This is a genomic window from Variovorax sp. dw_308, from assembly GCF_019207085.1.
Lineage (GTDB): Bacteria > Pseudomonadota > Gammaproteobacteria > Burkholderiales > Burkholderiaceae_C > Variovorax.
On sequence record NZ_JAATOM010000033.1, the window covers coordinates 1 to 24,290 of the forward strand.

Consider the following 24,290-nt stretch of genomic DNA (forward strand, 5'->3'; position numbering starts at 1 on the left):
GCCCTCCAAAGGGAGGTCGGGGCCCATAGGAGTCAGTCGAGTTTCGAATCGGCCAGTCTAAGACCTGACGGTCGGCGCGGGCTCATGCTGCCGCCGGGTACCGCTACCTCACAGCCCACGGCCCAGCCCACAGCTCGCGCGAGTAGCCGCTCGATCAAGGTCGGGGAAACAGCGGCTTCCAGGGGCGCTCCTGTACTGATCCACCGCTCCAGAAAATTGGCAGCGTGTTGTTAGGCGCTGTATTGTGGAAGATCACGAGCACACCCATCGCGCCGTGCCCTAAAGGAGTGCTCGGCACCAACTCGCGACCGATTTGCTGTACCACGTCTTGGGCGAACACGCGCTCGTCGTCGGTCGGGAAGATGCCGGCCTGATCATTGCAGGCGCGAAGTTCGTCTCCGAACACCGTGGCTGAGTGAATGTCGATCTCCGGAAACTCGCCGCGTATGGCTCCGAGCGCCTCAGGGAAAGCAAACATAATGAAGACGGCGATCCGACGCTCGTCTACATACTTCCCCCAAGCCTCGGCACCAACCGCCGCCTTGAACTTTCTCAGCCCCTTGAGCATCGACTCACCGGTACCCGCGAAGTCGTCGACGATGGCCACCATCGCGTCAGCCTCGAGATGCGTTCGCATCCACTGACCTAGTTCCGCTGCTGGGACGCACTTGCCCGGAAGAACTCGGCTTTTCAATTCTCGTGCCATCGTCGCGCCACTCTTATGCTCGGCATCAAGGTACCCGATGGCCAAGTTGTCGCGGCGGCCCTTCACGATTTTCCAGATGCCGCGGCCGACACCGTTGCGTCTTGCCAGGATCATTTGCTCGACCTTCTCCAATTGAACGCCGCGCATGCCTTCGTTAATGAAGCCCTTGTCAGCCATCCTTTGAAGAAGGAGGAAAGCGACCTCGATCCGGCTGTCGTCATCGAATTGCCGGAGCCAACTCTTGATTTCAGCGACATCTTTCTGCCTACCGCAGTAGATTAGGCGCTGCGCCACAATGAGCATGTCGTCCTCACTGATCGGAAACGCGGTGTCAGCGGTATCCACAGGCGCTGGCAGTTCGTCTTCACCGGTTCGGGCCGCACGCTGAGCCTCGAGAAGACTGCACCAGATGGGAAGAAGCTGAGCTCGAGCGTTCTCCCCAAGCCACTCTCGAAAGATCTGCAAGGCCACGACGAGCCCTTCACCGTCCTTTCGCTGCTCGAGAACGCCGCGCTGAAGCAAGCGTGCGCACGCGCGCCGCAACACCGATCCCTGCGCGCGATCCTGGGCGTCGATCGGAAGGCTCTCTTGAGCCTCAAGGAGTTCGTCGATCCCTTCGTAGCGACCGCCGAGAGCTGAGATGCAAGAGAGTGCGATGCAGTTTTCCGCAGCGTCCCGGCGCTTCTCTGCTGCGTCAAGCACCGGATTGTCCTCCCAGAAGTGAGAGAAGTTGGTTGCGCCAAGCGAGCGCAGCAGTTGCTGCCGGATCGCAGAGGTGTCATTCGCGTCCACGAAGGTCCTATGCTCCTGGAGGCAGCGATCGAAGATCTGGTAGCAGAAGTTGTTGATGAAGAACGGGTTCCCAGAGGTGTAGCCTGTGATGAACTCGATCGCTTCAGGATCGAACTCGATCGCGCCCCCGACGGGCGCTTCAATCAGGTTTCGGCAGTCCGCCGCACTGTCGATGCGGTCAAGGCGGACGTTTGTCCATTTGTTGAGGTCAGCTTGATGTCGGCTGAAGATCGCGTCCATTCGCTCGCTGCCAATGAAGAAGAACGTCAACCCCGCCTCCGAAGCGGATCGCAGACCCTTTATGAATTGACGGCCTCGCTCACCCGTGTAAAACGCGGCGTCCAGATCGTCGAATTCGTCAATGATGACCACGAACTTCTGCTTGGGGTGCGTTGCCGAAAGTTGCTCCACGAACGGCACCAACAGGCTAATGCCGGCACCGAACTCGGATTCCGCGGGCACTTGGATAGAACTCGAGGCCTTCTGCATAAGTCGTCGCGCGATTCGATGCGCAAGCTGACCCTCATGCAATGACGCGAGTTCACCCATTCTGAGAAGAATACAGGTAGTGTCTTCGCGCTCTGCAAGTTTGGCCGCCAAGACCTGGAGCAGTGACGTCTTGCCGATACGCTTCTGTCCCCATACGAACGTGGATGTGCCTGCCATCGCAGCTAGATTCAGCTTACGAAGCAACGAATCCCGGCCATGGAGCCGCTCTGGCTTCTTGATCGGGTTGAGGGAATAGGGCGGCTCCGCAAGCATCGACTCCCAGTTGGGTTCAATGACTTGTTGGAATATCAGCAGGCGGTCCGCCTGAACGGACAGTTTTTCCGCGCCAGTGACGCATGTCCACTGGATCGGTATTTCGATCTCAGTCTGTGGCTTTGAGAGTACCAAACGAATACGGACCAACTTCTCACCGTTGGCGGGTACGTCAAATGGTCCTGTTGGTTCCACAATGGCGAGATCGAACATCTGCTCTTGGGTCGTCTCCCGCTGCAGCGATACGTCGCGCGCATGGCCCTTACCGATATTTCGCAGCGTGAATGAAAGGGAAACCTCGGCGCCGATAGCCCGGAGATCCGCCTTGGTGCTGGGATTCCTAAGAGCTAGGATGGGCGCCAGTGCAGTTTCACCACGGGAAGACGCGTCCTCGATGATTGAGGTTAGATGATCGAGGACGGGCTTCACGAAAGATTGCCAAGCTTGGCTGCCGAGACGAGGGTCGCCCGAAGTCGGACTCTGGATCTTGATATTTTCGAGAAGCTCTGGGGCTCTTCGGATCACGTCCGTGTCTTCGTTCCGCTCATGGGCCTCGCAAATCTTGCGGAATGCGGGACCGAGCAGAACATCCAGGTCGCTCAAGAACTCCTTCTCTGCTGGAATCAACATCGGCTGGAGGCGGTGCGCGACCTTGAGCAGATCGATAGAGGCAATTTTTACGGTTGCTGGCGTTGTCCGTAGGAACCGTGTAACAGAGGCGGCAGTCGCAGCCCAATGTTCTTCCAGACGAACGAGCGCAGACCTGCACATTTCGACGGGTGAATTGCGTTGAACGACATACGCGGTCGCGATCTCATCCTTCAGCTTGAACGCAAAGTCACGCGCTTCCTCCGACAATTCTGGGTCCGTAGCATCGATCCGATGAATGGCGTTTACAAACGCGACGGCCAAACTGGCTCCGGAAAACGAATCGGCGCTCTCCTGGAGCGACGCGAGAGAGTCCGGCTCAAGGTGCAGTCCCCGCGGCGAAGCCCAAGCGCTGACGACGCGCGCCAAGAGGGACGAGACCTGGTCGCCCGCCGCGCCTGGGAGTTGCTGGGCGAGCAGTTCGCCAACAGTAAACCCGTCGCCACGGTTCCTGGCGGCAGTTAAGGAGTCGGCAAGGGCATCTTTGGCTGTCTCCGTCTCGGTCGGGACGGACGTAGTGACTGCGCTGCCGAGCGACGTCTCGGTCACTCCGGCGAAAAAGGCCGCAGACCTTTGCCTTACTCGCGCAGCCAACTCGCGATTCCATACTTGCTGCATCGACCAAGGCAGGTAGGCCGTCGCTAAACCCTGCTCTTGCCAACGCTGAGCACTCGCCAACTCGCTGCCGTGCAGGTGATCGCGTTGTTCCTCGAGGAAGGTGCGGCGCCACTCGGCAAGCTCGACCGGGGTGAGCGTTGGCACGATAGGAAGGTCGCGCTCGCCAGGTCGCTTGGGTCGCGCCAGCCCGTCGCGGGAGTCCCATACATAGACATGCCCGCTGGTGTAGTCCATGAGCGCGGCCCACAAATCCTCACGGATCCGTCCGCGTCGTGGCACGTCTTCCCTGGGTTTCGCAGTCGCTTCCTGTACGCTCTCGGCCAACGCCTTTGCGGGAATGTGCCTCGCGAGCACAGCCTTCGGAGCGTCGTTGTCAAAGCCAGACGTTGCTGGGCAGACGCAATCTTTGCCGTCTTGCTTCACCAATTCAAAGTTCGGCGCGAGAAGCGCGACAAACGCGCGGATGTCGGCCGCTCCAAAGTCGGTTGTGTCGAAACGACGGTCCGTGATCTGCAGAAGCCGGTTTTTCAGTACCGCCATCGTCATCGAGCTGGCGCCTGGGCCTCCCTTGCGCTGCGCTTGAAGGAAGGCAGCCTTGACCAGCCCAAGCGCTTCGTCTTTGGTGAACATCAAATCTCCCTCGAGTGGCCAATCACGCAGCTTCTTTGGAAAGCGTGGGCATTCGGATCGATCCGGTGCCCACACAACATGCTTTTCTCGATGCCAGTCTATCAAGCGACATGCCGGACTTGACGTCGACGCTGGTTTCGCGGCCAGATAGCAGCCGCGAAGGACTATTCCAAGCGGAGCTACTCTTCGTTTCAAACAGGTATAGCGTTAGCAGGCGGCCGGCTTGAATACACGGCGCTGACGGCCATCATCCATAGCTTCTGTTTTGAGCTCCGGACGCTGCCGCTGCTGAAACAGCTTTCCTTTGGTGACCGCCACTGCACGCCTGACCGCGATGAAAAGACTGTGAACAGCCGCCGAAGGCCGAGCCGGACCGCAGTCCGCGCTGCCTCTGACGGCGACCTCCGCTTTGCACCTGATTACCGACGGTTATCGGACGGCGCTCACGATTTCAGACTACGCACCGAGGCGGCCGAAAAGCCGACGCACGTCATCTTCCGCTCCTGGCCGAGACCGGGGCTAGGCCTCAACTCCAGAAAGCTGCCCCCCCGGCACGAGCATGCAACCCGTTGGCAGGGTCTTTCATCTGACCAGCATCAAACGCTTGGATGGCGCGTGGTGCATCGTTGGACTCCCTCAACTTGATGGGAGTCCATCATGGAAACCGTCTCCAACGCTGCTCACCACGAGCCATGGAACAAGGGCAAGATCGTCGGGCAGAAGGCACCGTTCAAGGTCAAGGACATCTGGGCACTTCGAGTTCGCCTTCAAATGGAAAACCGGGTGCGCGAGCTTGCGCTCTTCAACCTGGGGATTGACAGCAAGCTGCGCGGCTGCGACCTCGTCAGCCTCAAAGTCCGGGACATTTGCCATGGCGACCAGGTTGCCGCTCGCGCCGTCGTGATGCAACGCAAGACACAGCGTCCAGTGCAGTTCGAGTTGACGCAGGTAACTCGCGACGCCCTGCAAAAGTGGATCAAGCAAGCAGGATTGAAGTCAGATAGTTTTCTGTTCCCGAGCCGTGTCCACGACTCGCCGCACTTGGGGACTCGGCAATACGCTCGAATCCTGGAGGGATGGGTCGAGGAACTCGGCCTTGATCGCTCGGACTACGGCACGCACTCGATGAGGCGAACGAAGGCAACTTTGATCTATCGGCGTACCAAAAACCTGCGAGCGGTTCAGTTGCTGCTTGGCCACGTCAAACTTGAATCAACGGTGCGCTACCTCGGCATCGAGGTCGACGACGCATTGGAGATCTCCGAGCAAACTGAGATCTGAACAAGCCGGGAGACTGCTTCCGAGCAGGGCTGCGGAAGCACAGTCCCGGCCATCACCAGCCATTCGATGTGGATGCCAGAAAGCACCCGTTCGACGCCGCTCTCGACCCAACGCAGTCGGTCAGCATCAACCGTCGTCCGGCTGGTCCGCAGCGGTTGCCGACCTTCCGAGGGTTGCGCTGGAGGTCCGCTGCAAGACCGAACTGAGTCACTCGGCGCTCTGGGCTGAGTGACGGTGGGCCCCACACTCCGATCGTTCGGCAATTGGCCTGGAACGACCTACTCAGGAGCAAGTCCTGGGCGCTTGGCCGCCGAGCCGCCACGGCGGCCGTTCTGACCTTCAATCGTGCCCTACCGATCTAGCGCGTAGAGCCCAGTAAACTGACACACGGAGACAGGACCTTGAGGCTGTCTGAAAGATCCGGAGCCATTCCGGATGGTGCTCAACACCCGTCACTCCAACCCACAATACGGAACTTCAAAGCAGCAAGGACATGACCAGCACCCAACAACGCGCCGAACTTCAGCGACGCATCTGGCAGATCGCCAATGATGTCCGTGGGGCCGTCGACGGCTGGGACTTCAAGCAATACGTGCTTGGCGCCCTGTTCTACCGCTTCATCAGTGAAAACTTCGCGGCCTACATTGAAGGCGGGGACGAGAGCGTTGACTACGCCTTCCTGTCCGACGGGGTCATCACGCCGGAGATCAAAGATGACGCCGTCAAGACCAAAGGCTACTTCATCTACCCCAGCCAGCTGTTTGCCAACGTGGCCGCCCGCGCCAAAGACAACGAGAGCCTGAACACGGATCTGGCCGCCATCTTCTCGGCTATTGAAGGCTCCGCCCTGGGCTACCCATCAGAGCGCGACATCCGCGGCCTGTTTGCCGACTTCGACACCACCAGCAACCGCCTAGGCAACACGGTCAAAGACAAGAACGCCCGCCTCGCCGCAGTGCTTAAGGGCGTGGCCGATCTGGACTTCGGCACCTTTGACGACAGCCACATTGACCTGTTCGGCGACGCCTACGAATTTCTCATCTCCAACTACGCTGCCAACGCGGGCAAATCGGGCGGCGAGTTCTTCACGCCGCAGCAAGTCTCCAAGCTGATCGCCCAGCTGGCCATGTACAAGCAGACCAGCATCAACAAGATCTACGACCCGGCCTGCGGCTCCGGTTCGCTGCTGCTGCAAGCCAAGAAGCACTTCGACCAACACATCATCGAAGAAGGCTTTTTCGGGCAGGAACTTAACCACACCACGTACAACCTGGCGCGGATGAACATGTTTCTCCACAACGTCAACTACGACAAGTTCAACATCCAGCTCGGCGACACCCTCATCGAACCCCATTTCGGCGACGAGAAGCCTTTCGACGCCATCGTCTCCAACCCGCCGTACTCGGTGAAGTGGAAAGGCTCGGACGACCCCACGCTGATCAACGACGACCGCTTCGCCCCGGCCGGCGTGCTCCCGCCCAAGTCCAAAGCCGACTTTGCCTTTGTGCTGCACGCGCTCAGCTACCTCTCTGCACGAGGCCGCGCGGCCATCGTCTGCTTCCCCGGCATCTTCTACCGCAGCGGCGCCGAGCAGAAGATCCGCCAATACCTAGTGGATAACAACTATGTGGAATCGGTGATCTCGCTGGCGTCCAACCTGTTCTACGGCACCACCATCGCCGTGAACATTCTGGTGCTGTCCAAGCACAAAACTGACACCACCACTCAGTTCATCGATGCCAGCGGACTGTTTAAGAAGGAGACCAATAACAACCTGCTGCAAGACACAGACATTGACCAGATCATGGCGGTATTCGACAGCAAGGCGGATGTGGAGCACTTCGCACGGTCCGTGTCGTTCGAGAAGGTCGCGGCCCACCAATACAACCTGTCGGTGAGCAGTTACGTCGAAGCCAAGGACAACCGCGAGGCGGTTGACATTACCCAACTCAATGTCGAGCTGAAAACAACTGTGGGCAGGATTGACCAGTTGCGCAAAGACATTGATGCCATCGTCGCCGAGATTGAAGGCGAGGAGTTGGAGGCATGAGCAGCTTGGGCTTCTTGGAAAAGCTGCTGGATGGCGTTGCGGTCGAGTGGAAGCCGCTGGGGTCTGTTGCAGACATCGGCACCGGGACCTCGAATCGTCAAGATCAGGGTGAAAGTGGAATCTACCCGTTCTATGTTCGATCGAAAAGTATTCTGAGGTCAGACACTTTTGAATTCGATGAGGTGGCAATAATCATTCCTGGCGAAGGCGGGATTGGCGAGATATTTCACTATGCAGAAGGGAAGTATGCCCTGCATCAGAGGGCTTACAGGGTTCGCATCACGTCAGATGTCGTGAGTACGAAATTCTTGTACTACTTCATGCGTTCTAGCTTTAAAAAATTCATTTTGACGAGGAGTGTCGGCGCTACTGCTATCTCAATTAGAAAGCCGATGATTGAAGGATTTCCCGTCCCGATCCCCTGCCCAGACAAACCTAAAAAATCGCTTGAGATCCAGGTCGAAATCGTTCGTTTACTGGACACTTTTACCGAGCTTACTGCCGAACTTATTGCCGAGCTTACAGCTGAGCTTACCGCCCGCAAGAAGCAGTACAGCCACTATCGAGATCAGCTGTTGCGTTTTGAAGATGAAGAGGTTGAATGGAAGGCGCTGGGTGAGATCGGGAAATTCATTCGCGGCAGGCGCTTCACGAAGGCTGACTTTGTGGACGACGGAATCAGCGCGATTCATTATGGCGAGATTTACACGCGATACCGTGTTTGGACAGATCATGCCGTGTCCAAGGTGCGGTCTGACATGGAAAGCTCATTGCGCTACGCGAAACCTAATGATGTCGTGATAACCGGCGTTGGTGAAACGGTTGAAGATGTTGGAAAGGCAGTTGCGTGGATCGGCGATGGCGAAGTGGCTTTTCATGATGACAGCTATGCCTTCCGTCACTCGATGAATCCGAGATACATATCCTACGCAATGCAAACTGCTGCGTTCATCGATGAGAAGGCAAAGCATGTGTCTCGCGGAAAGGTCAATCGCCTGCTGGTCGATGGCCTTGCGAAGGTCAGAATACCGATCCCCTATCCGAACGATGTCGGGAAGTCGCTTGCAGAGCAGGAGCGCGTCGTTACTATCCTGGACAAGTTCGACGCTCTGACCCAGTCCATTACCGAAGATCTGCCTAGAGAAATCGAGCTTCGACAGAAGCAATACGAGCACTACCGAGATTTGCTATTGAATTTCCCAAAGCAGCACCAGGTGGCGGCCTGAGATGAGTGCCACGCTGACCGACATCGCCCAGCAGCTAAAAGATGCTGGCAAAAAGGTGCAGCTGATCTATGCCTTCAACGGCTCCGGCAAGACGCGCCTGTCACGAGAGTTCAAGGAGTTGATTTCACCCAAGGCGGAGGGCGGGGAAGCTCAGGCATCTGAGTTGGCAGAGAAGAAGGTTCTCTATTACAGCGCGTTCACGGAAGATCTCTTCTATTGGGATAACGACTTGAAGCAGGACACTGAGCACAGGTTGATTATCCAGCCCAATTCCTTCACTCGATGGGTGCTCGAAGAGCAAGGCCAAGACCAGAACATCGTTACGAACTTCCAGCTTTACACAAACGACAAACTTACGCCACGATTCAACGAAGAATACATATTCAAGGACCGAGAGGGCAATGACGTCACGGTTAAAGCGTTTTCGGAGGTGACTTTCTCCCTGGAGGGCGGCAATGATGAGCGTATTCCAAATCTGAAAATCTCCAAGGGCGAAGAGAGCAACTTCATCTGGAGTATTTTCTACACACTGCTTGAGCAGGCGATTCTCACACTAAGTGAGGCTCAGCCTGACTACCCTGAGCAAACACCATTTGACAAGCTGGAGTATGTGATCGTAGACGATCCTGTCAGTTCCCTGGATGACAACCACTTGATCCATTTGGCCGTCGACTTGGCGCAGCTAGTCAAATCGAACGAATCGAATATCAAGTTCATCATCACGACGCACAACCCACTTTTCTTTAATGTCCTTTGCAATGAATTCGGTAGCGATGAAAAAACTGAGCGCTACAGCTGGAAGTCAAAATGGTTTGGCAAGTCACGCTTGGAGAAATTTAACGATGGCAGCGTTGATCTAGTACAGCAGCCAAACGATTCGCCATTTGCCTATCACCTGCACTTGATATCGCAGCTCGAGGAGGCGATAAAGAGCGGGCAGATTGAAAAGTATCATTTCAACCTATTGCGAAACATCCTAGAAAAGACGGCAACATTTCTCGGCTATAAAAGGTGGGAGCTTCTTCTGCCAGAAACAACCGACGGTCTGCCCGATCCGCTTGCAAAACGGATAGTGAACTTATCAAGTCATTCAAAGCACGCTGCCGAGGAAGTAGCGCCGCTGAAGCCTGAAGAGAAGCAGATTTTGGTGCGGTTGCTTAGGCGCATCGTCGAGCGCCACGCCTTCTGGCAGCAGCAGGGAGCCTGACGCCATGAGGGACATCACCCGGCACACCGACTACTGGCAGGCCATCGCCGCCATCAAGCTGCGCATTCGAACCTCGCAGGCCCGCGCGGTGCTGGCCGTGACCGCCAAGCTGCTGGGCCTGTACTGGGACATTAGCCGCTACTGGAAGCATGGCAACGCGAGCGCGCCTGGGGTTCGGCGGTGGTTGAGCAGATGGCGCACGACCTGCAGGCCAGCCACCCGCGCATGAAGGGGGTTTCTCGGTCCAGCCTGTTCGCCATGCGGAAGTTCTTTGCCTTTTTCAGCCCCCAGTTTGAAGTTGTCCCACAACCCGTGGACAAATGCCCAGGGTGCACCCTGCGCACCCTGCTGGGTAAGGTGAAGTCGGTGGAGCTGGTGTGATGTACGCGCAGGCCCGCATCGAGCACGGTTGGAGCCGCACGGTGCTGGAGTGGCAGATCGAGCAGCGCTTTCATAAGCGTGGGGGCCACGCGGTGGGCAACTTCGCCCAGACATTGCCGGTGCCCAAATCGGAGCTGCGCTGATGCGCTACGAAGAAGACAAGCCGAATGACTGACTACAAAACCATTGCCGAATCCAGAAACTTCATTGTTCTGGACAAGTACACCAAACAATGGCAGATCACTGAGGGCTACCAGAGCGAAGGCGATCTGGAGCGTGAGTTCATTCAGGATTTAGTCAAGCAGGGCTATGAGGCACCGCTGGGCCTGAACACGCCCGACGCCCTGTTGGCCAATGTACGTGCGCAGCTGCAAATCCTTAACAACGCGCAGTTTTCAGATGCCGAGTGGCAGCGCTTCGTGGAAACCTGGCTGGACAAGCCCAGCGACGGCATCACCGAGAAAACCCGCAAGGTGCACGACGACTATGTCCATGACTTCGTGTTCGACGATGGGCGTATCCAGAACCTCTACCTGCTGGATAAGAAGAACATCGCGCGCAACAAGGTGCAGGTCATCAAACAATTCGAGCAGGCCGGCACGCACGCCAACCGCTACGACGTGAGCATACTGGTCAATGGCTTGCCGCTGGTGCAGGTGGAATTGAAGAAGCGTGGCGTGGCCATTCGCGAGGCGTTCAACCAAGTGCGCCGCTACAGCAAGGAGAGCCTCAACAGTGCACAGTCTTTGTTCAAGTACCTGCAGCTGTTCGTGATCTCCAATGGCACCGACAGCCGTTACTTCGCCAACACCACGCAGCGCAACAAGAACAGCTTCGACTTCACCATGAACTGGGCGCAGGCGGACAACAGCCTGATCAAAGACTTGAAGGACTTCACCGCCACGTTCTTCCAGAAAGACACGCTGCTGAAAGTTTTGCTGCGCTATTCGGTGTTCGACACCAGCAACACGCTGCTGGTGATGCGTCCGTACCAGATCGCCGCCACTGAACGCATCTTGTGGAAGATCAATAGCGCCTGGCAGTCCAAGAACTGGAGCGCGCTGGAGGGTGGCGGGTACATCTGGCACACCACGGGCTCCGGCAAGACGCTGACCAGCTTCAAAGCGGCCCGCCTGGCCACCGAGGTGGATTTCGTCGACAAGGTGATCTTTGTCGTGGACCGCAAGGATCTGGACTACCAGACCATGAAGGAGTACCAGCGCTTTTCACCGGACAGCGTGAACGGCTCTGACAGCACGGCGGGCCTGAAGCGCAACCTGGACAAGGACGACAACAAGATCGTCGTCACCACCATCCAGAAGCTGAACAACCTGATGAAGAACGAAGACACCCTGCCCATCTACGGCAGGCAGGTGGTTTTCATATTTGACGAGTGCCACCGCAGCCAGTTTGGTGAAGCTCAGAAGAACTTGAAGAAGAGGTTCAAGAGGTTCTACCAATTCGGCTTCACTGGCACGCCGATCTTTCCGCAAAACGCCCGAGGGGCGGACACCACCGCCAGTGTGTTCGGCCGGGAGCTCCACTCATACGTGATCATCGATGCGATCCGCGACGAGAAGGTGCTGAAGTTCAAGGTGGATTACAACGATGTGCGGCCACAGTTCAAGGCCATCGAAATCGAGCAAGACGAGCAGAAGCTCAGCGCCGCCGAAAACAAGCAGGCGCTGTTGCACCCCGACCGCATCCGCGAAGTCACGCAGTACATCCTGAACAACTTCCGGCAGAAGACCCATCGCCTGCAAGCTGGCAATAAGGGATTCAATGCCATGTTCGCGGTCAGCAGCGTGGATGCCGCCAAGCTGTACTACGAAGCATTCAGGGATCTGCAGAAGAGCAGCGCCAAGCCGCTGAAGGTGGCGACCATCTTCTCGTTTGCCGCCAACGAAGAGCAGGACGCCATGGGTGACATCCAGGACGAGGGTTTTGAGGTGTCGGCCATGGACAGCAGCGCCAAGGAATCGCTGAGCGCCGCCATCGCCGACTACAACGCGCTGTACAAGGCCAACTTCAGCGTGGACAGCAACGGCTTTCAGAACTACTACCGTGATCTGGCTAAACGCGTCAAGGGCGCAGACGACAGCGGCAAGAGACTGCCCGCTGACGAGCAGGTGGATTTGCTGATCGTGGTGGGCATGTTCCTGACTGGCTTTGACGCCCCCACGCTTAATACCCTGTTCGTGGATAAAAACCTACGCTACCACGGCTTGTTGCAGGCCTACTCGCGCACGAATCGGATCTTCGACGCTACCAAAACCTTCGGCAACATCGTCACCTTCCGCGACTTGGAGCAGGCGACCGTCGACGCCATCACCTTGTTTGGCGACAAGAACACCAAGAACGTGGTGCTGGAGAAGAGCTACAAGGAATACATGGACGGCTTCACCGACCTGGTGACCGGCGAAGCCCGACGAGGCTTTGTGGACGTGGTGCGAGAGTTGGAGCAGCGCTTTCCTGACCCGGCCGGTATTGAAAAAGAAGCCGACAAGAAGGCCTTCGCGAAGCTGTTTGGTGAGTACCTGCGTGTAGAGAACGTGCTGCAGAATTACGACGAGTTCGCGAGCCTGAAGGTCCTGCAGGGCGTCGATCTGACCGACCCGGCGGCGGTTGAGGCGTTCAAGGCCCGTCATTACCTGGACGACGCCACATTGGATGCACTGAAAGCGATCCACATTCCCTCTGAGCGCAAGATTCAGGACTATCGATCAACCTACAACGATGTTCGCGACTGGCTGCGCCGAGAGAAGTCATCTGCCGAAACGGAAAGGTCCACCATCGACTGGGACGATGTGGTATTTGAGGTTGACCTACTCAAGTCACAGGAAATCAACCTGGACTACATCCTTGAATTGATTTTTGAGAATAGCAAGAAGGTCAAGGACAAAGCAGCATTGGTTGAGGATGTGCGCCGAGTGATTCGCGCCAGCTTGGGCAACCGCGCCAAAGAGAGCTTGTTGGTCGACTTCATCAACCAGACCGACTTGGACCAGATCGGTGACAAGGCCAGCGTAATTGACGCCTTCTTCACCTTTGCCCAAGCTGAACAACAGCGTGAGGCGCAGGAGTTGATCTGGTCCGAAAATTTGAATACGGATGCAGCAAGACGCTATATCACCACTTCGCTGAAGCGGGAGTTCGCCAGTGATAGCGGTACTGAGCTCAATGCAGTTTTGCCCAAGATGAGTCCACTGAATCCCCAGTTCTTGACCAAGAAGCAGAGCGTGTTTCAGAAGATCGCCCTCTTCGTGGAGAAGTTCAAGGGTGTGGGTGGACAGATCTGATCCCGAGCACCGTGAGTAGCTGTGGCGACGGCAACCGCGACATCCCGCCAACGTCTGCTATCGCCGACATCGGTCACCTAATAGGTCTGCGCTGACTGGCTGATATCAGTCTTGAACGCCAGTTCGCGGGGGCTACCCGAATACCCGCTCATGGCCGGGACTGTGCTTCCGCAGCCCTGCTCGGAAGCAGTCTCCCGGCTTGTTCAGATCTCAGTTTGCGCCCAAAGCCGCTGAAAGCAACTTCGAAAAATGCAAATGACCACAAGGGCAGGCATCGATGTCTTGGCCGTTCCCTCTTCTGTGACCGCCGAGCAGTTCTACGCGAACCTCGGTATAAGGCCATGCGCGATTCCTTGTATGGGGAGGAACGCACCATCATCATTGAACGGCTCCTGACGGAGCCGAAGCCGCCCGGGCCCGACGGTCGTTCAACGTTGAATCTCAGCGGGCGGCGAAACCGTCCGCTGGAACCAGTGCTTAGGCCTCTCTTGCGGGATGATGTGGCGGCTGTCAGCCGCTTGTGTGGGTCTTGGATAGGCAGCGGGGCCTCATCACCCGCGCACACCGAAAAAAAGCCGAAGCGCGCGGTCTACCATCCTCCGCCATGAGCTCCCAATACGAATGCCTGCGTCCCGACCACCTGTACCGGGATATTTTTGACGTCGACGCGCCCAGCGACACCGCGGTGGGTCGCCAGGTTTGGCCTTGCCGCCCAGGCATTTTCATCCGCAACCAACCGGCACCGCCTTCGGTCGAAGGCGCCGAACACCCGTACCCAGGCGCGATCGAACGCGAGCTCGTCGTGGGCCAGTTCGGCTTGGTCCCGCTCTGGGTGAAATCCGCTTCTGACGCAAAACTGCGTTCGACCAAGCTGATCAACGCACGCTCGGAGACCGCGACCACCTCCAACAACTTTCGCGGCGCCTGGCTGGGTGCGCAGCGCTGCATCGTGCCGATGATGGCGTTTCACGAAGACGACTTGCGCAGCGGCAAAGCCGTGTCCACGCGTGTCGCGCGGCTGGACGGCAAACCCATGGGCGTGGCCGGTCTGTGGGAGTCCTGGACCGGTGCGCAGGGCGGGGTGATCGTCAGCTTCTGCCTGCTCACGGTGAACGCCAACAGCCACGCGTTGATGCACCGTTACGGGCAACCGGGCAGCGAAAAGCGCATGTTGGCGATTTTGAACGAAGGTTCGTATGGCGCTTGGCTGAACGCGGCCCAGCCGGAGAAGGCGCGCGAATTCATGCGGGCGTATCCGGCCGAGGGGCTCACCGCCAACCCCATCGAGAAGAAGCGCTCGGCCACTTGATCAGCACAGCGTGACCGGTGCCGTCTCGATGCCATGCTCGATGCTCTGCGGTGCACCTTTCCATGACGTGGCCAGCACGCGGCGCTCGGCTTCGTTGATGGCGAAGAGCGCTTCCCGTTACGTGGGTTCGCAACCACCCAGGTCAGGCCGTAGGTCCGATTGTGGCCGGGACCGCCAGTATGCAGCCATGCCGGGAAGCTGACCTTGGGTCGGAAGCGCCCACACACTCGAAAGTCAGTTCCCTGGCGTGGCCTCGTGCTCACGCTGCCGGCCATCACCAGTCATTCAATGTGGATGCCAGAGAGCAGCCGCTCGACGCCGCTCTCGACCCTTTGCGGTCTTCGAGTCGGCTGATCTCGGCGCCGCGAAGCGGACGTTCAAAGCCCTTTCGACGCTTGCCTCAGCAAGACAGCCAAAGAACTCTCTTGGGGTCTGGAAGTTGGCGCTTCAGGGCGAAATGCCGCCAAGCGCTGCGGGCGCCGGCGCGATGAACAGCCGCGGGTCGAACTTGAACGGGTGGCGCTCGATGTGGAGGGTGACGGTGGCGTACGCCGGGTGCGCGGGGTTGAGCAGCAGGTTCCGTTCGCCGGGCTCGATGAAGGACGGCACCCATAGCCCCAGGCTCGCGCCCGAGGCAACCCAGGTGTTGCCGATGGTCTGGGTGGCCGTCTCGTCGTCGCGCCAGTCCGCAGGCAGGCCCAGCGTCTCGACCTCAATCAGGGAGGCGGCCGCGGGAATCTCCAACCGCATGAGCGCCTGGTTCTTGGGGTTGGCGCCGTTGGCGTGCACGCGCTTTTCGAGCTGGCACAGGGCCCGGCTCGAGCCGCAGTAAACGACCTGGTTGGGCCCCTTGGTGTGCCAGCGGCCGTTGCCCTGCGTCGAGCCATAGCCCAGACTCATGAGCAGGACGTTGAGCGCTGGTGCCGGCGTGTCGCAGTAGCCGATGCGGTAGACCGTGGTCAAACGACGCCACCGTACTTGACGGCGTTGAGGATGTCCTTGACGCGTTCGGCGCCAAAGCCGGACTTGGCGCAGTCCAGCGGCGTCTCTCCGTCGAGCATCGGGTGTGGCTGGCGCAGCCACGCAGCCGCTTCTTCATCAGTCTCGAAGGTGTCGCGTGCCATCGCGTCGAGTTCGAGCAGGCGCAGCATGCTCTCGGCCGCGTAGGTCGGAAGCACGTCGTCCTTGGCCACCTTGCGGTTGGCCGTGGCGCGGTCCATTCCCAGGACACCCGCGGCCGCGCCCTTGCCGATGCCCAAGTGGTCGCTCAGCGGCTCCAGGCTGCGGCTAGGGATGCCCAACTTGACGATGACGTAGGCTTGCTTGGCCGACAGGTGGTCAGGGATCGTGAGGAGCTCGACAGCAGACTTGCGGTGCACGCGCGCGTGCCGACCAAGCTTGGAGTCGATCTTGAACGCCCTACCGACGCCCTTGACGTAATTCAGGTCACCCTTCGCGTCACCCTTGGCGGCAGCCTTGCCACCCGCCCGCGGCGCCGGGCCCACCTCGTTGTTCGTGGTGATGATGTTGTCGCCGAGCTCGATGTGGGCGCCGCCGACCTTGGACAGGACAATCGACCAGAGGTTGTGCAGCGGGGAAGCGGCGGTCGAGGACATGAGGAGCTCCGATGTTGCGTTCATTTGCAACATCAGTTTAGCGCAATTGCATCAACTTGTCCATGAGCCTTCCGGGCGCCAAGGGCCAAAGCCGCCCATTGCCCTCGACCGCTTGTGGCCGGTAGTGTGAGCACGGGGTCGCGCCGGGGAGCTGACCTCCGAGGTGTCGGCGCAGCCGACCAAAGTTAGCTGCCCGGCGCGGTTGCAATCTGGCGGTCCCGAGCAGGAGCAGTCATACACACTATCTGCCAGTACAGTCGCGACAGTCACTCTAAATACTAAGACTTTGACGGTGCCCGGATGACCGAAGGCGGGTTCGAAGGCCAGGCGAACGATCTTGTGTTGCTGGCAAATTGGACTTTGCTCCGGTCGGATTCCGCGGGGTCAAAATTCGCCGCAGCAAACCTTTCGTGTAGGCGACAGGTCAGCCGCAAAGGAATGCCATGAGGTCCGATCGACGCTTATTTGTTTTCCGATGTATGGCGGCGAGTTCGCTACTAGGGTTAGTGCATACCGAAGCCATTGCCGACGTCGACGAGGCTGATCCGCCAGCCGTGGCGTTGGGCTACCGCGAGGACTCGGCGAAGGTCGACACTGCTAAGTATCCAACACATACCGCATCCCAGCGATGCAGCAATTGCCGACACTTTGAGGGAAAGGCAACCGATCGGTCCGGCGGCTGCCCACTGTTCGGCGGCAAGCTGGTAGCGGCTAAAGGTTGGTGCAGTGGTTGGGTCATCAAGGCATGAGGGCCCGCGGGCCGGCACCTCTATGAATGACGGCTCTGGCAACGCACAGCTAGGCCATTGGCAAGACGTACTCGGTGGCGCTCCAATTGGTGCGTTCTTCTGATCCGCGGTTGACGCGAATTGAAGCCCCTGGTCTTCACTTCTGCCGGATCTCCGGATCTGCAGTTGCTATGTTGCTATCGCGGTCGGACCACTGACCGCTCTCGCTGGTACACCTCCCATGGACCGAGCGTTGGCGACCGACAGCAACGGGCCCCGACCTCCCTTTGGACGGCCAAGATAGCGGTCTTCGATCCTGCAAGGGCCAGTCGCCCAAGAGGTATGCACTCGAGCTACGACAGCATTACCTTGTGACCGGCTGTAGATGGCACAGTCGGCTTCACGCTGGGAAGACCGGTCTCAGCCGTACAGCGTGAATTCGACCCGCGTCCGGGAAAAACTGCAATCGCTGCACAGTTGCCGCATACCAGACGATGCTGAAGGGCCGGGCAGCGCCCTGGACGGACTTTGGCTGTAAAACTTGAACGGCGCAAGGCGGACCGACCTCGCCCGCCGCACTCGTTACTGCGCCAGCGCCTGGACGCGGGCGTCTTTGGACGCCGAGTCGATCACGCGGGCGACGTCCTCATCGAGCATCAAGCCGTCGGACCTCAAATGCTCGGCGGAAGCGCGCACTCGTTCGATATACGTCCCGCGGGTCGGATAGCGCTCTGCGATCGACGGCCTCGGGTCGTGCCTGACGCTGCGCTCCTGCGCGTCCCTGGACAACGGCAGATAGCTGCCATCCAATCCGCACAACTGTCCTTCGGCAAAGCCGGACTTGCGAAGACCAAAGCCGGTGTACGTCGCGAGCGGCACATCGATGTCAGGCACACGAACGCCAGCAACGTCATTCCCGTCGGCGTCGGTGCGAGGCACAAGCACGAGGTAGCGCAGACGGGTGTCGGCGCGTGCCGGCGTCGCAGAGTAGTCGACCGGGTTCAGGTCATTCAGTGCCGTCGGCAGCTTCAGCCCGAGGGCGTCCAGTTCGGGGAAGCCCATCTCGGCCCTCTGGGGCCTGGCCAACGTTCCGGCCGCGGCGGAGGGGTAGCGACTCGGCGGCGGCTCTTGCCCGTCACGCGCCCACGTGATCAGGCGCGCCATCAGCGCCCGGTACGTGGACGACTGCCTGGCCGGGTTGTTCGGCATCTGGCAGATGCCGGCCGCGGGCGTGGCCGCCGACACATGTTGTGTCGACGACATCAGGTACAGACGCACGCTGGCGGGCACCGGCACATCGCGCCCCGCGCCGTCGGTCACCACAAGTGAGGCGCGCCCTTGCCAGAACTCGAGGTTGCTGTCGACATGCATCAGCTTCGGGCAGGTGTCGTCGGTGCGACAGCTTGCCAGGATCCCGTCGGTGCGCCCGGTGAGCGGATCCGTGATGGTGCCGTAGCCAAACGGAAACTGGTCGCCGTAGACCCAATGGTCCTCGTGCTCGCGCGAGAACCGGCCCGGCTGGGCCCAACGCACATTGGTGAAGCTCTTGCGGGATCCGGCGATCGTCGGCATCGCTGCGTCGAATACGCGCCCACCGGTTGGCGCCGTGTTGAACCCCTGCCAGATGAAGTCCCGCAGGAAACGCCCGGATTGCGAGATGCCGAGTGCCACGGTGACATTGGGCCGGATGTCTGCCAATGGCTGGGGCTGCCCTTCAGCATCGACCTGCGCGGTCTTCAGAAAGCTAACGACATCGCGAACCGCGGCCATGCCCAGGCCCATCACCCGCGGATCGCGCGCCTCGTACTTGAACTGGTAGATTGCCCCGGCGTCGAAGCTCGGTGGGCGCTCGATTTCAATCTCGCGGGCGCTCTTGAAGCGCCAGGCGCTTGCCGACAGCACGGTTGCCGGGGCCTCCGGCCTGGCACGCACGGTCAACTCTGCGCGCGTCGGGTCTTGCGTTGCGGCGGGGTAGGACAGCGGCATGGTCCCCGCCGTGCCGGGCGCATCGAAGACCACTTCCTCCAGGCTGCTGCCAGTGATTGGGGCACCATGATTGGTGGCGACCGGAAGCGCCATGCCCAGGCTGCGCCCTGACCTGTTCAGCGGCAGGTCGCCCTGCCAACCGACCCAGAGCATCGTGTGCCCCTGACGCATCAGCCATCCGTTGCCAGCCTGCGCTGCGGTATCGGCTTGCAAGTCGCCATCGTCGACCAGCGGCAGCATCAGCTTGCGGCCGCGGTTGGCCACATCGAAGACGAGGACGCGCGACGCCTTGTTCGCTTCACTCGGCCGAAGCAGCACGACATCCGTTTGATACCGCACCATGCCATCGGCGTCGGCCGCCGCGGCGAGATCGACGATGCGCCGGTTGGCCGGATGTCCTGGATGCACCTTCACATGTGCGACCGCGACGACCATCTCGTATTCACCCACATCGCCGAAGCGGGCGCCGCCAAACGCTGGCTTTCTGCTAACGACTTCGATCCGCTCGATGGTCGTCGCTGGAGGGCCACTGCCTGGCATCGGCGAGTGAATTGCACAGCCGACGAACAATGCCGAGGCCAAGAGCGCGACACGTGCCCATCCCCGCATGTGGTTGATCCTCATTGCGTGCTCCTCGCTAGCAATCCGTCGATTTCAAGTGCAGAACGTGCTCGAAGGATTTTCTCATGACGACCGCGCGTTGCGCATCAACGGCGATCGGGTCTACAACACTTGCCTTGTGACCCGGCTTGAGTCATCGGGCAGGTCTTCGCAGCCGTTGATGAAGAGTCGGAAATGGCCGGTAGATTGGTTATTGGTGCAAGCTCGAACGCGTGCTCAAGACTGGTTGCGGCTGTTCGAGGTTTCAATCCGAGCGGCAGCAGCGACTAAAAGCTGACATAGGCAACCCTGCCCCATGCTCGACAGCTGTACCCCAAAACCTGACTTCCAATGGCGTTCCACTGGGACGGCCAACCGAACTTCGCGTTGAACGGCAAGTTTGACAAGTCGCCATATGGCGTTCGGGGCCCTAACAGGATGCGGAAATACTCCCCTCCAAAGCGAGGCATCTTCTTCGGCGAAGGTCCGCTTTTCACATGGTGCAGTGAGCGGCGATTTTGGGAGCCGTTTCCGCTGATTTGAGGGTGTTTTGCAAGCCTCTGATGGCCTCAGAGCCCCTGCGGACGGATTTGCCCCAACGAGCGCATGCGCGTCAAGTTGTACGCCGTCATCGTCAGCACGAACAGGTGGTCCACGCGCTTGAGTCCACGCACCATCACCTGACGAATTCCGCCCACCGTCTTGGCCCAGCCAAAGCCCTGCTCGATCAGCTTGCGCTTGCGCTGCGACAGGGCATAGCCCTCGCTCGCAGCGATGGCATCGGGCACTGCGGAGCGCCGCCCGGAAGTGTTCTGGGCGACGTGCGGTATTACGCCCATGTCCTGGCACGCCTGGACGAACTCCTGCGCGTCGTACCCCTTGTCCGCACCGAGCGTGACCTCCGTATCCGGACTCGCGGTGGCCTGACGGGCGTCCCTGATCATGACCTTGGCCGCTTCGCGTTCGGCAAAGCCATCGGCTTGTGTGACCATCGCGTTAGCGATCAGGCCGTGGCGATTGTCAGAGAGGGTATGGCCCATGTAGCGCAACTCGCTGGCGGTCTTGCCCTTGCGGTACAGCCGCGCATCGCCATCGGTGCGCGAGGCGTGGGTTTCGTTGCTGCGGGTCTGACCTTTGAAGCTGGTGCTATCAGCCTTGTTGTTGCCCGCGTCATCGTCGCCGCTGCCGTCCTTGCGCACGAAGCTCCTGTGGCTGGCCCACGCCTGGATAAGGGTGCCATCGACGCTGAAATGTTCTCCCGACAGCCAGCCTTTGCGACCAGCTGTCTCGACGATGTGGTTGAACAGTTCGATGATGGCGTCATGCTCGATCAGGCGTTCGCGGTTCTTGGTGAAGACGCTGGGAACCCAGACCGCATCGTCCATGGCCAGGCCGATGAACCAGCGAAACAGGAGGTTGTATTGAGTCTGCTCCATGAGTTGGCGCTCCGAGCGAACGCTGAAGAAGATCTGCAGCAGCATCGCGCGCAGCAGCTTCTCTGGAGCGATGCTGGGGCGCCCGCCCTTGATGTCGGCCTCGTACATGCCGGCGAACAAGTCGTCCATCTTGAGCAGCGCTTCATTGACCATCGCGCGGATAGGACGCAGCGGGTGATTGGCGGGTACGAAGTCCTCCAGGCGGCGCATCGTGAACAAGCTCTCGGTGAAGGTATCGGCTCCGCGCATCGTCTGGGGTCTTGGATTGCAACTGTCGGGGGATCAACTTCTAACGTTCGAGGGCTGTCACGCGTCGACCAATTGCAGAGGTATTTCAGCACCCTGCTAAGCAGTCGGTCGGCGCTTCAGCTGGAGCATGAATACCTCCAACATTGTTCTCGTTGGGTTCGTCGGGCTCGTCGCCTTGGTCATCGGATTCGCGATGGGCGTGCCCATCAGCGCCGCGATGCGCCGCTCATGCTGGCGCGTGCTGGACCTGATCATCTCGGCCGATCCGGCGCGCAGCGAAATCGACAACGAGGTCGAGCGATTGCTCGAAGCGGCCGTTGCGGCATCGACCGCGGGTGGTGTCGCGACGCCGGCCGGCAGCGTCGGCGTGACGCTGGACCACCGCTTGCGCAGCGCCATCGCGCACATGCGGGAGAACGTGTCCGAGAAAGCGTCTATCGACGAGATTGCCGCCAAGGTGGGCCTGTCTCGCGCGCGATTCTTCGCGCTTTTTCGTGATCAGCTCAACACCACGCCGCAGGTCTTCTGGAGCGGCGTTCGCGTCGAGGAAGCGATGCGAAGGGTGAGCGAAGGCAGTGAACTCACCGATGTCGCGCTGGACCTCGGCTTCTCCGCACCGGGGAACTTTTCGCGCTTCTTCAAGAAGCACACGGGCATCTCGCCTTCGATCTTCAAGCGCGCCACCCGAATGCCATCGCCTGTGACAGTCACCGGGATTCCGCGGGAGCATTCCTAGAAGCTATCAAACCCCAGGTGTGCGCTGGGGCGCATGCTTGGCTGCCCCGACAGCGCGCAATAGGCCCCAGGGCGTAGGCAAAAACGGAGTCAACGTCGATCCAGATGCGCGCGCGAGCCCGCTAAACATTCCTGGCCGATTTCAGTGCTCGTCTCGCCAAAAGGTAGTGGCGGATTTCGCCAGCGACCCCACGACGAAACAGCAGGACGCAAACGACAAACAGGATCCCGCTTGCCACGGTGATGGGGAAGTCCGTCTCGGCAAGAAAGTGCTCGAGCGCAACGACCATCCCGGCCCCCACCACAGGGCCCAGCAGTGTGCCGAGCCCGCCCAGCAACGTCATCAATACCACCTCGCCCGACATCTGCCACGCCACGTCGGTCAAGCTGGCAAGCTGGAAGACAAGCGCCTTGGCGCCACCCGCCAGACCGGCCAGCGCCGCCGAGATCACGAACGCCAGCAGTTTGTATTGCGCCGTGCGGTAGCCCAGGGAAATGGCGCGTGGCTCGTTCTCGCGGATCGCCTTCAGGACCTGTCCGAACGGAGAGTGAACCGTGCGCCAGATCACGAGAAAGCCGAACAGGAAGACGGCCAGGACAAAGAAGTACATTGCCAGCGGCTTATTGAGGTCGACCAGACCGAGGAGCATTCCGCGGGGGACAGCCTGGATGCCATCCTCTCCTCCAGTGAAGCGCATCTGGATCGCGAGGAATGCAATCATCTGGGCCAACGCCAGCGTGATCATGGCGAAGTAGATGCCTTGCCGGCGAATTGCGAGCGCGCCCATCAGGAACCCGAGTACCGCGGCAAAGACCGTCCCCGCAACGAGCGCGAGTTCCGGGGGCCACCCCCAGACCTTGCCCGCGTGCGCAGTGATGTACGCCGCCCCCCCAAAGAACGCGGCGTGACCGAAGCTCAGCAATCCGGCATAGCCGATCAGGAGATTGAACGCGCAGGCAAACAAGGCGAAGCAAAGAAGCTTCATCAGAAAGATGGGATAGAGGAAGAACGGCGCTGCCACAGCAAGAGCGAGGCTGACCACTACCAGCACCGGTATCAGAAGCGCCCGTCTGGGCGAGACCGCATACTGTGTCAAGTTCGAGCTTGCAATCGTCGAATTCTGGATAGCGACCATGTTCAACGCTCCTGCCCGAAGAGGCCTGCTGGTTTGATGAGAAGTACAACGGCCATGACAATGAAGATGACGATGTTGGAGGCTTCCGGATAGAAGACCTTGGTCACGCCTTCCAGCAGACCGAGCCCCAGGCCGGTGACGACAGAGCCGAGGATCGAACCCATGCCGCCAATCACGACGACCGCAAAGACGGTGATGATCAGGTTTGATCCCATCGTGGCGTTGACCTGGTAGATGGGAGCGGCCAGTACGCCCGCCAGGCCCGCCAGCGCCACCCCAAGCGCAAACGTCGAAGTGATCATGACTGGAACATTGATGCCGAAGTTCTCGACGAGCGTCGGGTTTTCAGTTGCAGCCCTGAGGTAAGCGCCCATCCGTGTACGCTCGATGGCAAGCCATGTTCCAGCGCACAGGGTCAGCGATGCAACCACGACCCAGGCGCGATAGTTCGGCAGGTACATGAACCCGAGGTCCTGCCCGCCCCGAAGGAGTTCAGGGACCGGGTAAGGATTGCCGCTTGACCCGAACTTGTAGCGGAATGCGCCTTCAAGGATCAGCGCGACACCCAGTGTCAGCAGCAACCCATACAGGTGATCCACCTGGTACAGCCTGCGCAGCAGCGTTCTCTCGAGCAAGGCACCCAGCAGGCCGACCGCGAGTGGGGACAACACCAGAGCCCACCAGTACCCCACTCCCATCCACTGAAGCAACATCCACGCGACAAATGCGCCGAGCATGTAGAGCGCCCCATGTGCAAAGTTGATCACGTTCAACAAGCCGAAGATGATGGCCAGGCCCAGGCTGAGGATCGCGTAGAAGGATCCATTGATGAGCCCGACAAGAACCTGTCCGAACAATTCTTGAGGCGTGATTCCCAGTGATTCAAGCATCGCGG

General features: G+C 59.5%; 18 protein-coding genes. 11 read left to right on the plus strand and 7 right to left on the minus strand.

Features of this window, described 5'->3' with window-relative positions; all coding sequences use genetic code 11:
- Nucleotides 1-154 precede the first annotated feature (154 nt).
- Nucleotides 155-4,156, minus strand: a complete 4,002-nt coding sequence (locus HCU76_RS33080; RefSeq protein ID WP_218511643.1) for an AAA family ATPase — start codon at nt 4,154-4,156, stop codon at nt 155-157.
- A 657-nt stretch (nt 4,157-4,813) separates the two neighbouring features.
- On the opposite strand from HCU76_RS33080, the gene HCU76_RS33085 reads away from it, so the two are divergent.
- The 9 genes from HCU76_RS33085 to HCU76_RS33125 all read left to right on the plus strand — a co-directional run bounded on the left by HCU76_RS33085 (nt 4,814) and on the right by HCU76_RS33125 (nt 14,909).
- Nucleotides 4,814-5,437 (plus strand): tyrosine-type recombinase/integrase, encoded by a 624-nt coding sequence (locus tag HCU76_RS33085; RefSeq protein ID WP_218511644.1) that lies wholly within the window; start codon nt 4,814-4,816, stop codon nt 5,435-5,437.
- A gap of 493 nt (nt 5,438-5,930) precedes the next feature.
- A complete protein-coding gene (locus tag HCU76_RS33090) occupies nt 5,931-7,487 on the plus strand; it encodes a type I restriction-modification system subunit M (protein WP_218511645.1) in 1,557 nt (518 codons plus the stop codon).
- Nucleotides 7,484-8,713, plus strand: a complete 1,230-nt coding sequence (locus HCU76_RS33095) for a restriction endonuclease subunit S (protein WP_218511646.1) — start codon at nt 7,484-7,486, stop codon at nt 8,711-8,713. Before HCU76_RS33090 ends, HCU76_RS33095 begins: the two co-directional genes overlap by 4 nt.
- A 1-nt stretch (nt 8,714) precedes the next feature.
- The gene (locus HCU76_RS33100; RefSeq protein WP_218511647.1) at nt 8,715-9,920 is read left to right on the plus strand and encodes an AAA family ATPase; all 1,206 of its coding nucleotides are present in this window, start codon (nt 8,715-8,717) and stop codon (nt 9,918-9,920) included.
- 4 nt (nt 9,921-9,924) lie between these two features.
- Nucleotides 9,925-10,149: a hypothetical protein gene (locus HCU76_RS33105; RefSeq protein ID WP_218511648.1), complete on the plus strand. Its 225-nt coding sequence runs from the start codon at nt 9,925-9,927 to the stop codon at nt 10,147-10,149.
- Nucleotides 10,113-10,301: a hypothetical protein gene (locus HCU76_RS37390; RefSeq protein WP_218511649.1), complete on the plus strand. Its 189-nt coding sequence runs from the start codon at nt 10,113-10,115 to the stop codon at nt 10,299-10,301. Before HCU76_RS33105 ends, HCU76_RS37390 begins: the two co-directional genes overlap by 37 nt.
- Nucleotides 10,301-10,444, plus strand: a complete 144-nt coding sequence (locus HCU76_RS33115) for a hypothetical protein (protein ID WP_218511650.1) — start codon at nt 10,301-10,303, stop codon at nt 10,442-10,444. Before HCU76_RS37390 ends, HCU76_RS33115 begins: the two co-directional genes overlap by 1 nt.
- Nucleotides 10,445-10,468: 24 nt before the next feature.
- Nucleotides 10,469-13,600: a type I restriction endonuclease subunit R gene (locus tag HCU76_RS33120; RefSeq protein WP_218511651.1), complete on the plus strand. Its 3,132-nt coding sequence runs from the start codon at nt 10,469-10,471 to the stop codon at nt 13,598-13,600.
- A 604-nt stretch (nt 13,601-14,204) separates the two neighbouring features.
- Complete coding sequence (locus HCU76_RS33125; RefSeq protein ID WP_218511652.1) at nt 14,205-14,909, plus strand: SOS response-associated peptidase; 705 nt, start codon at nt 14,205-14,207, stop codon at nt 14,907-14,909.
- Between the two features lie 447 nt (nt 14,910-15,356).
- Here the strand turns inward: HCU76_RS33125 and HCU76_RS33130 are convergent, their stop codons facing one another.
- Both HCU76_RS33130 and HCU76_RS33135 read right to left on the minus strand, forming a co-directional pair.
- Nucleotides 15,357-15,872, minus strand: coding sequence for an RES family NAD+ phosphorylase (locus tag HCU76_RS33130; protein ID WP_218511653.1), 516 nt, complete (start codon nt 15,870-15,872; stop codon nt 15,357-15,359).
- Nucleotides 15,869-16,525 (minus strand): antitoxin Xre/MbcA/ParS toxin-binding domain-containing protein, encoded by a 657-nt coding sequence (locus tag HCU76_RS33135; protein WP_218511654.1) that lies wholly within the window; start codon nt 16,523-16,525, stop codon nt 15,869-15,871. Before HCU76_RS33135 ends, HCU76_RS33130 begins: the two co-directional genes overlap by 4 nt.
- A gap of 479 nt (nt 16,526-17,004) precedes the next feature.
- Here HCU76_RS33135 and HCU76_RS33140 point away from each other — a divergent pair, with 479 nt between their 5' ends.
- Nucleotides 17,005-17,274, plus strand: a complete 270-nt coding sequence (locus HCU76_RS33140; RefSeq protein ID WP_371319944.1) for a high-potential iron-sulfur protein — start codon at nt 17,005-17,007, stop codon at nt 17,272-17,274.
- A gap of 561 nt (nt 17,275-17,835) precedes the next feature.
- Here the strand turns inward: HCU76_RS33140 and HCU76_RS33145 are convergent.
- Nucleotides 17,836-19,863 carry an alpha/beta hydrolase domain-containing protein gene (locus tag HCU76_RS33145; RefSeq protein WP_218511656.1) on the minus strand — a complete coding sequence of 676 codons (2,028 nt, stop codon included), beginning with the start codon at nt 19,861-19,863 and terminating at the stop codon, nt 17,836-17,838.
- A 545-nt stretch (nt 19,864-20,408) separates the two neighbouring features.
- The gene (locus tag HCU76_RS33150) at nt 20,409-21,524 is read right to left on the minus strand and encodes an IS5 family transposase (protein WP_218511657.1); all 1,116 of its coding nucleotides are present in this window, start codon (nt 21,522-21,524) and stop codon (nt 20,409-20,411) included.
- Nucleotides 21,525-21,651: 127 nt separating this feature from the next.
- On the opposite strand from HCU76_RS33150, the gene HCU76_RS33155 reads away from it, so the two are divergent.
- Nucleotides 21,652-22,260, plus strand: coding sequence for an AraC family transcriptional regulator (locus HCU76_RS33155; protein WP_256354654.1), 609 nt, complete (start codon nt 21,652-21,654; stop codon nt 22,258-22,260).
- Nucleotides 22,261-22,381: 121 nt separating this feature from the next.
- Here HCU76_RS33155 and HCU76_RS33160 read toward each other — a convergent pair whose 3' ends face one another.
- Entirely contained in the window at nt 22,382-23,395 is a 1,014-nt protein-coding gene (locus HCU76_RS33160; protein WP_218511658.1) for a branched-chain amino acid ABC transporter permease, read from the minus strand.
- Nucleotides 23,396-23,397: 2 nt separating this feature from the next.
- Complete coding sequence (locus HCU76_RS33165) at nt 23,398-24,285, minus strand: branched-chain amino acid ABC transporter permease (protein ID WP_218511659.1); 888 nt, start codon at nt 24,283-24,285, stop codon at nt 23,398-23,400.
- Nucleotides 24,286-24,290 lie beyond the last annotated feature (5 nt).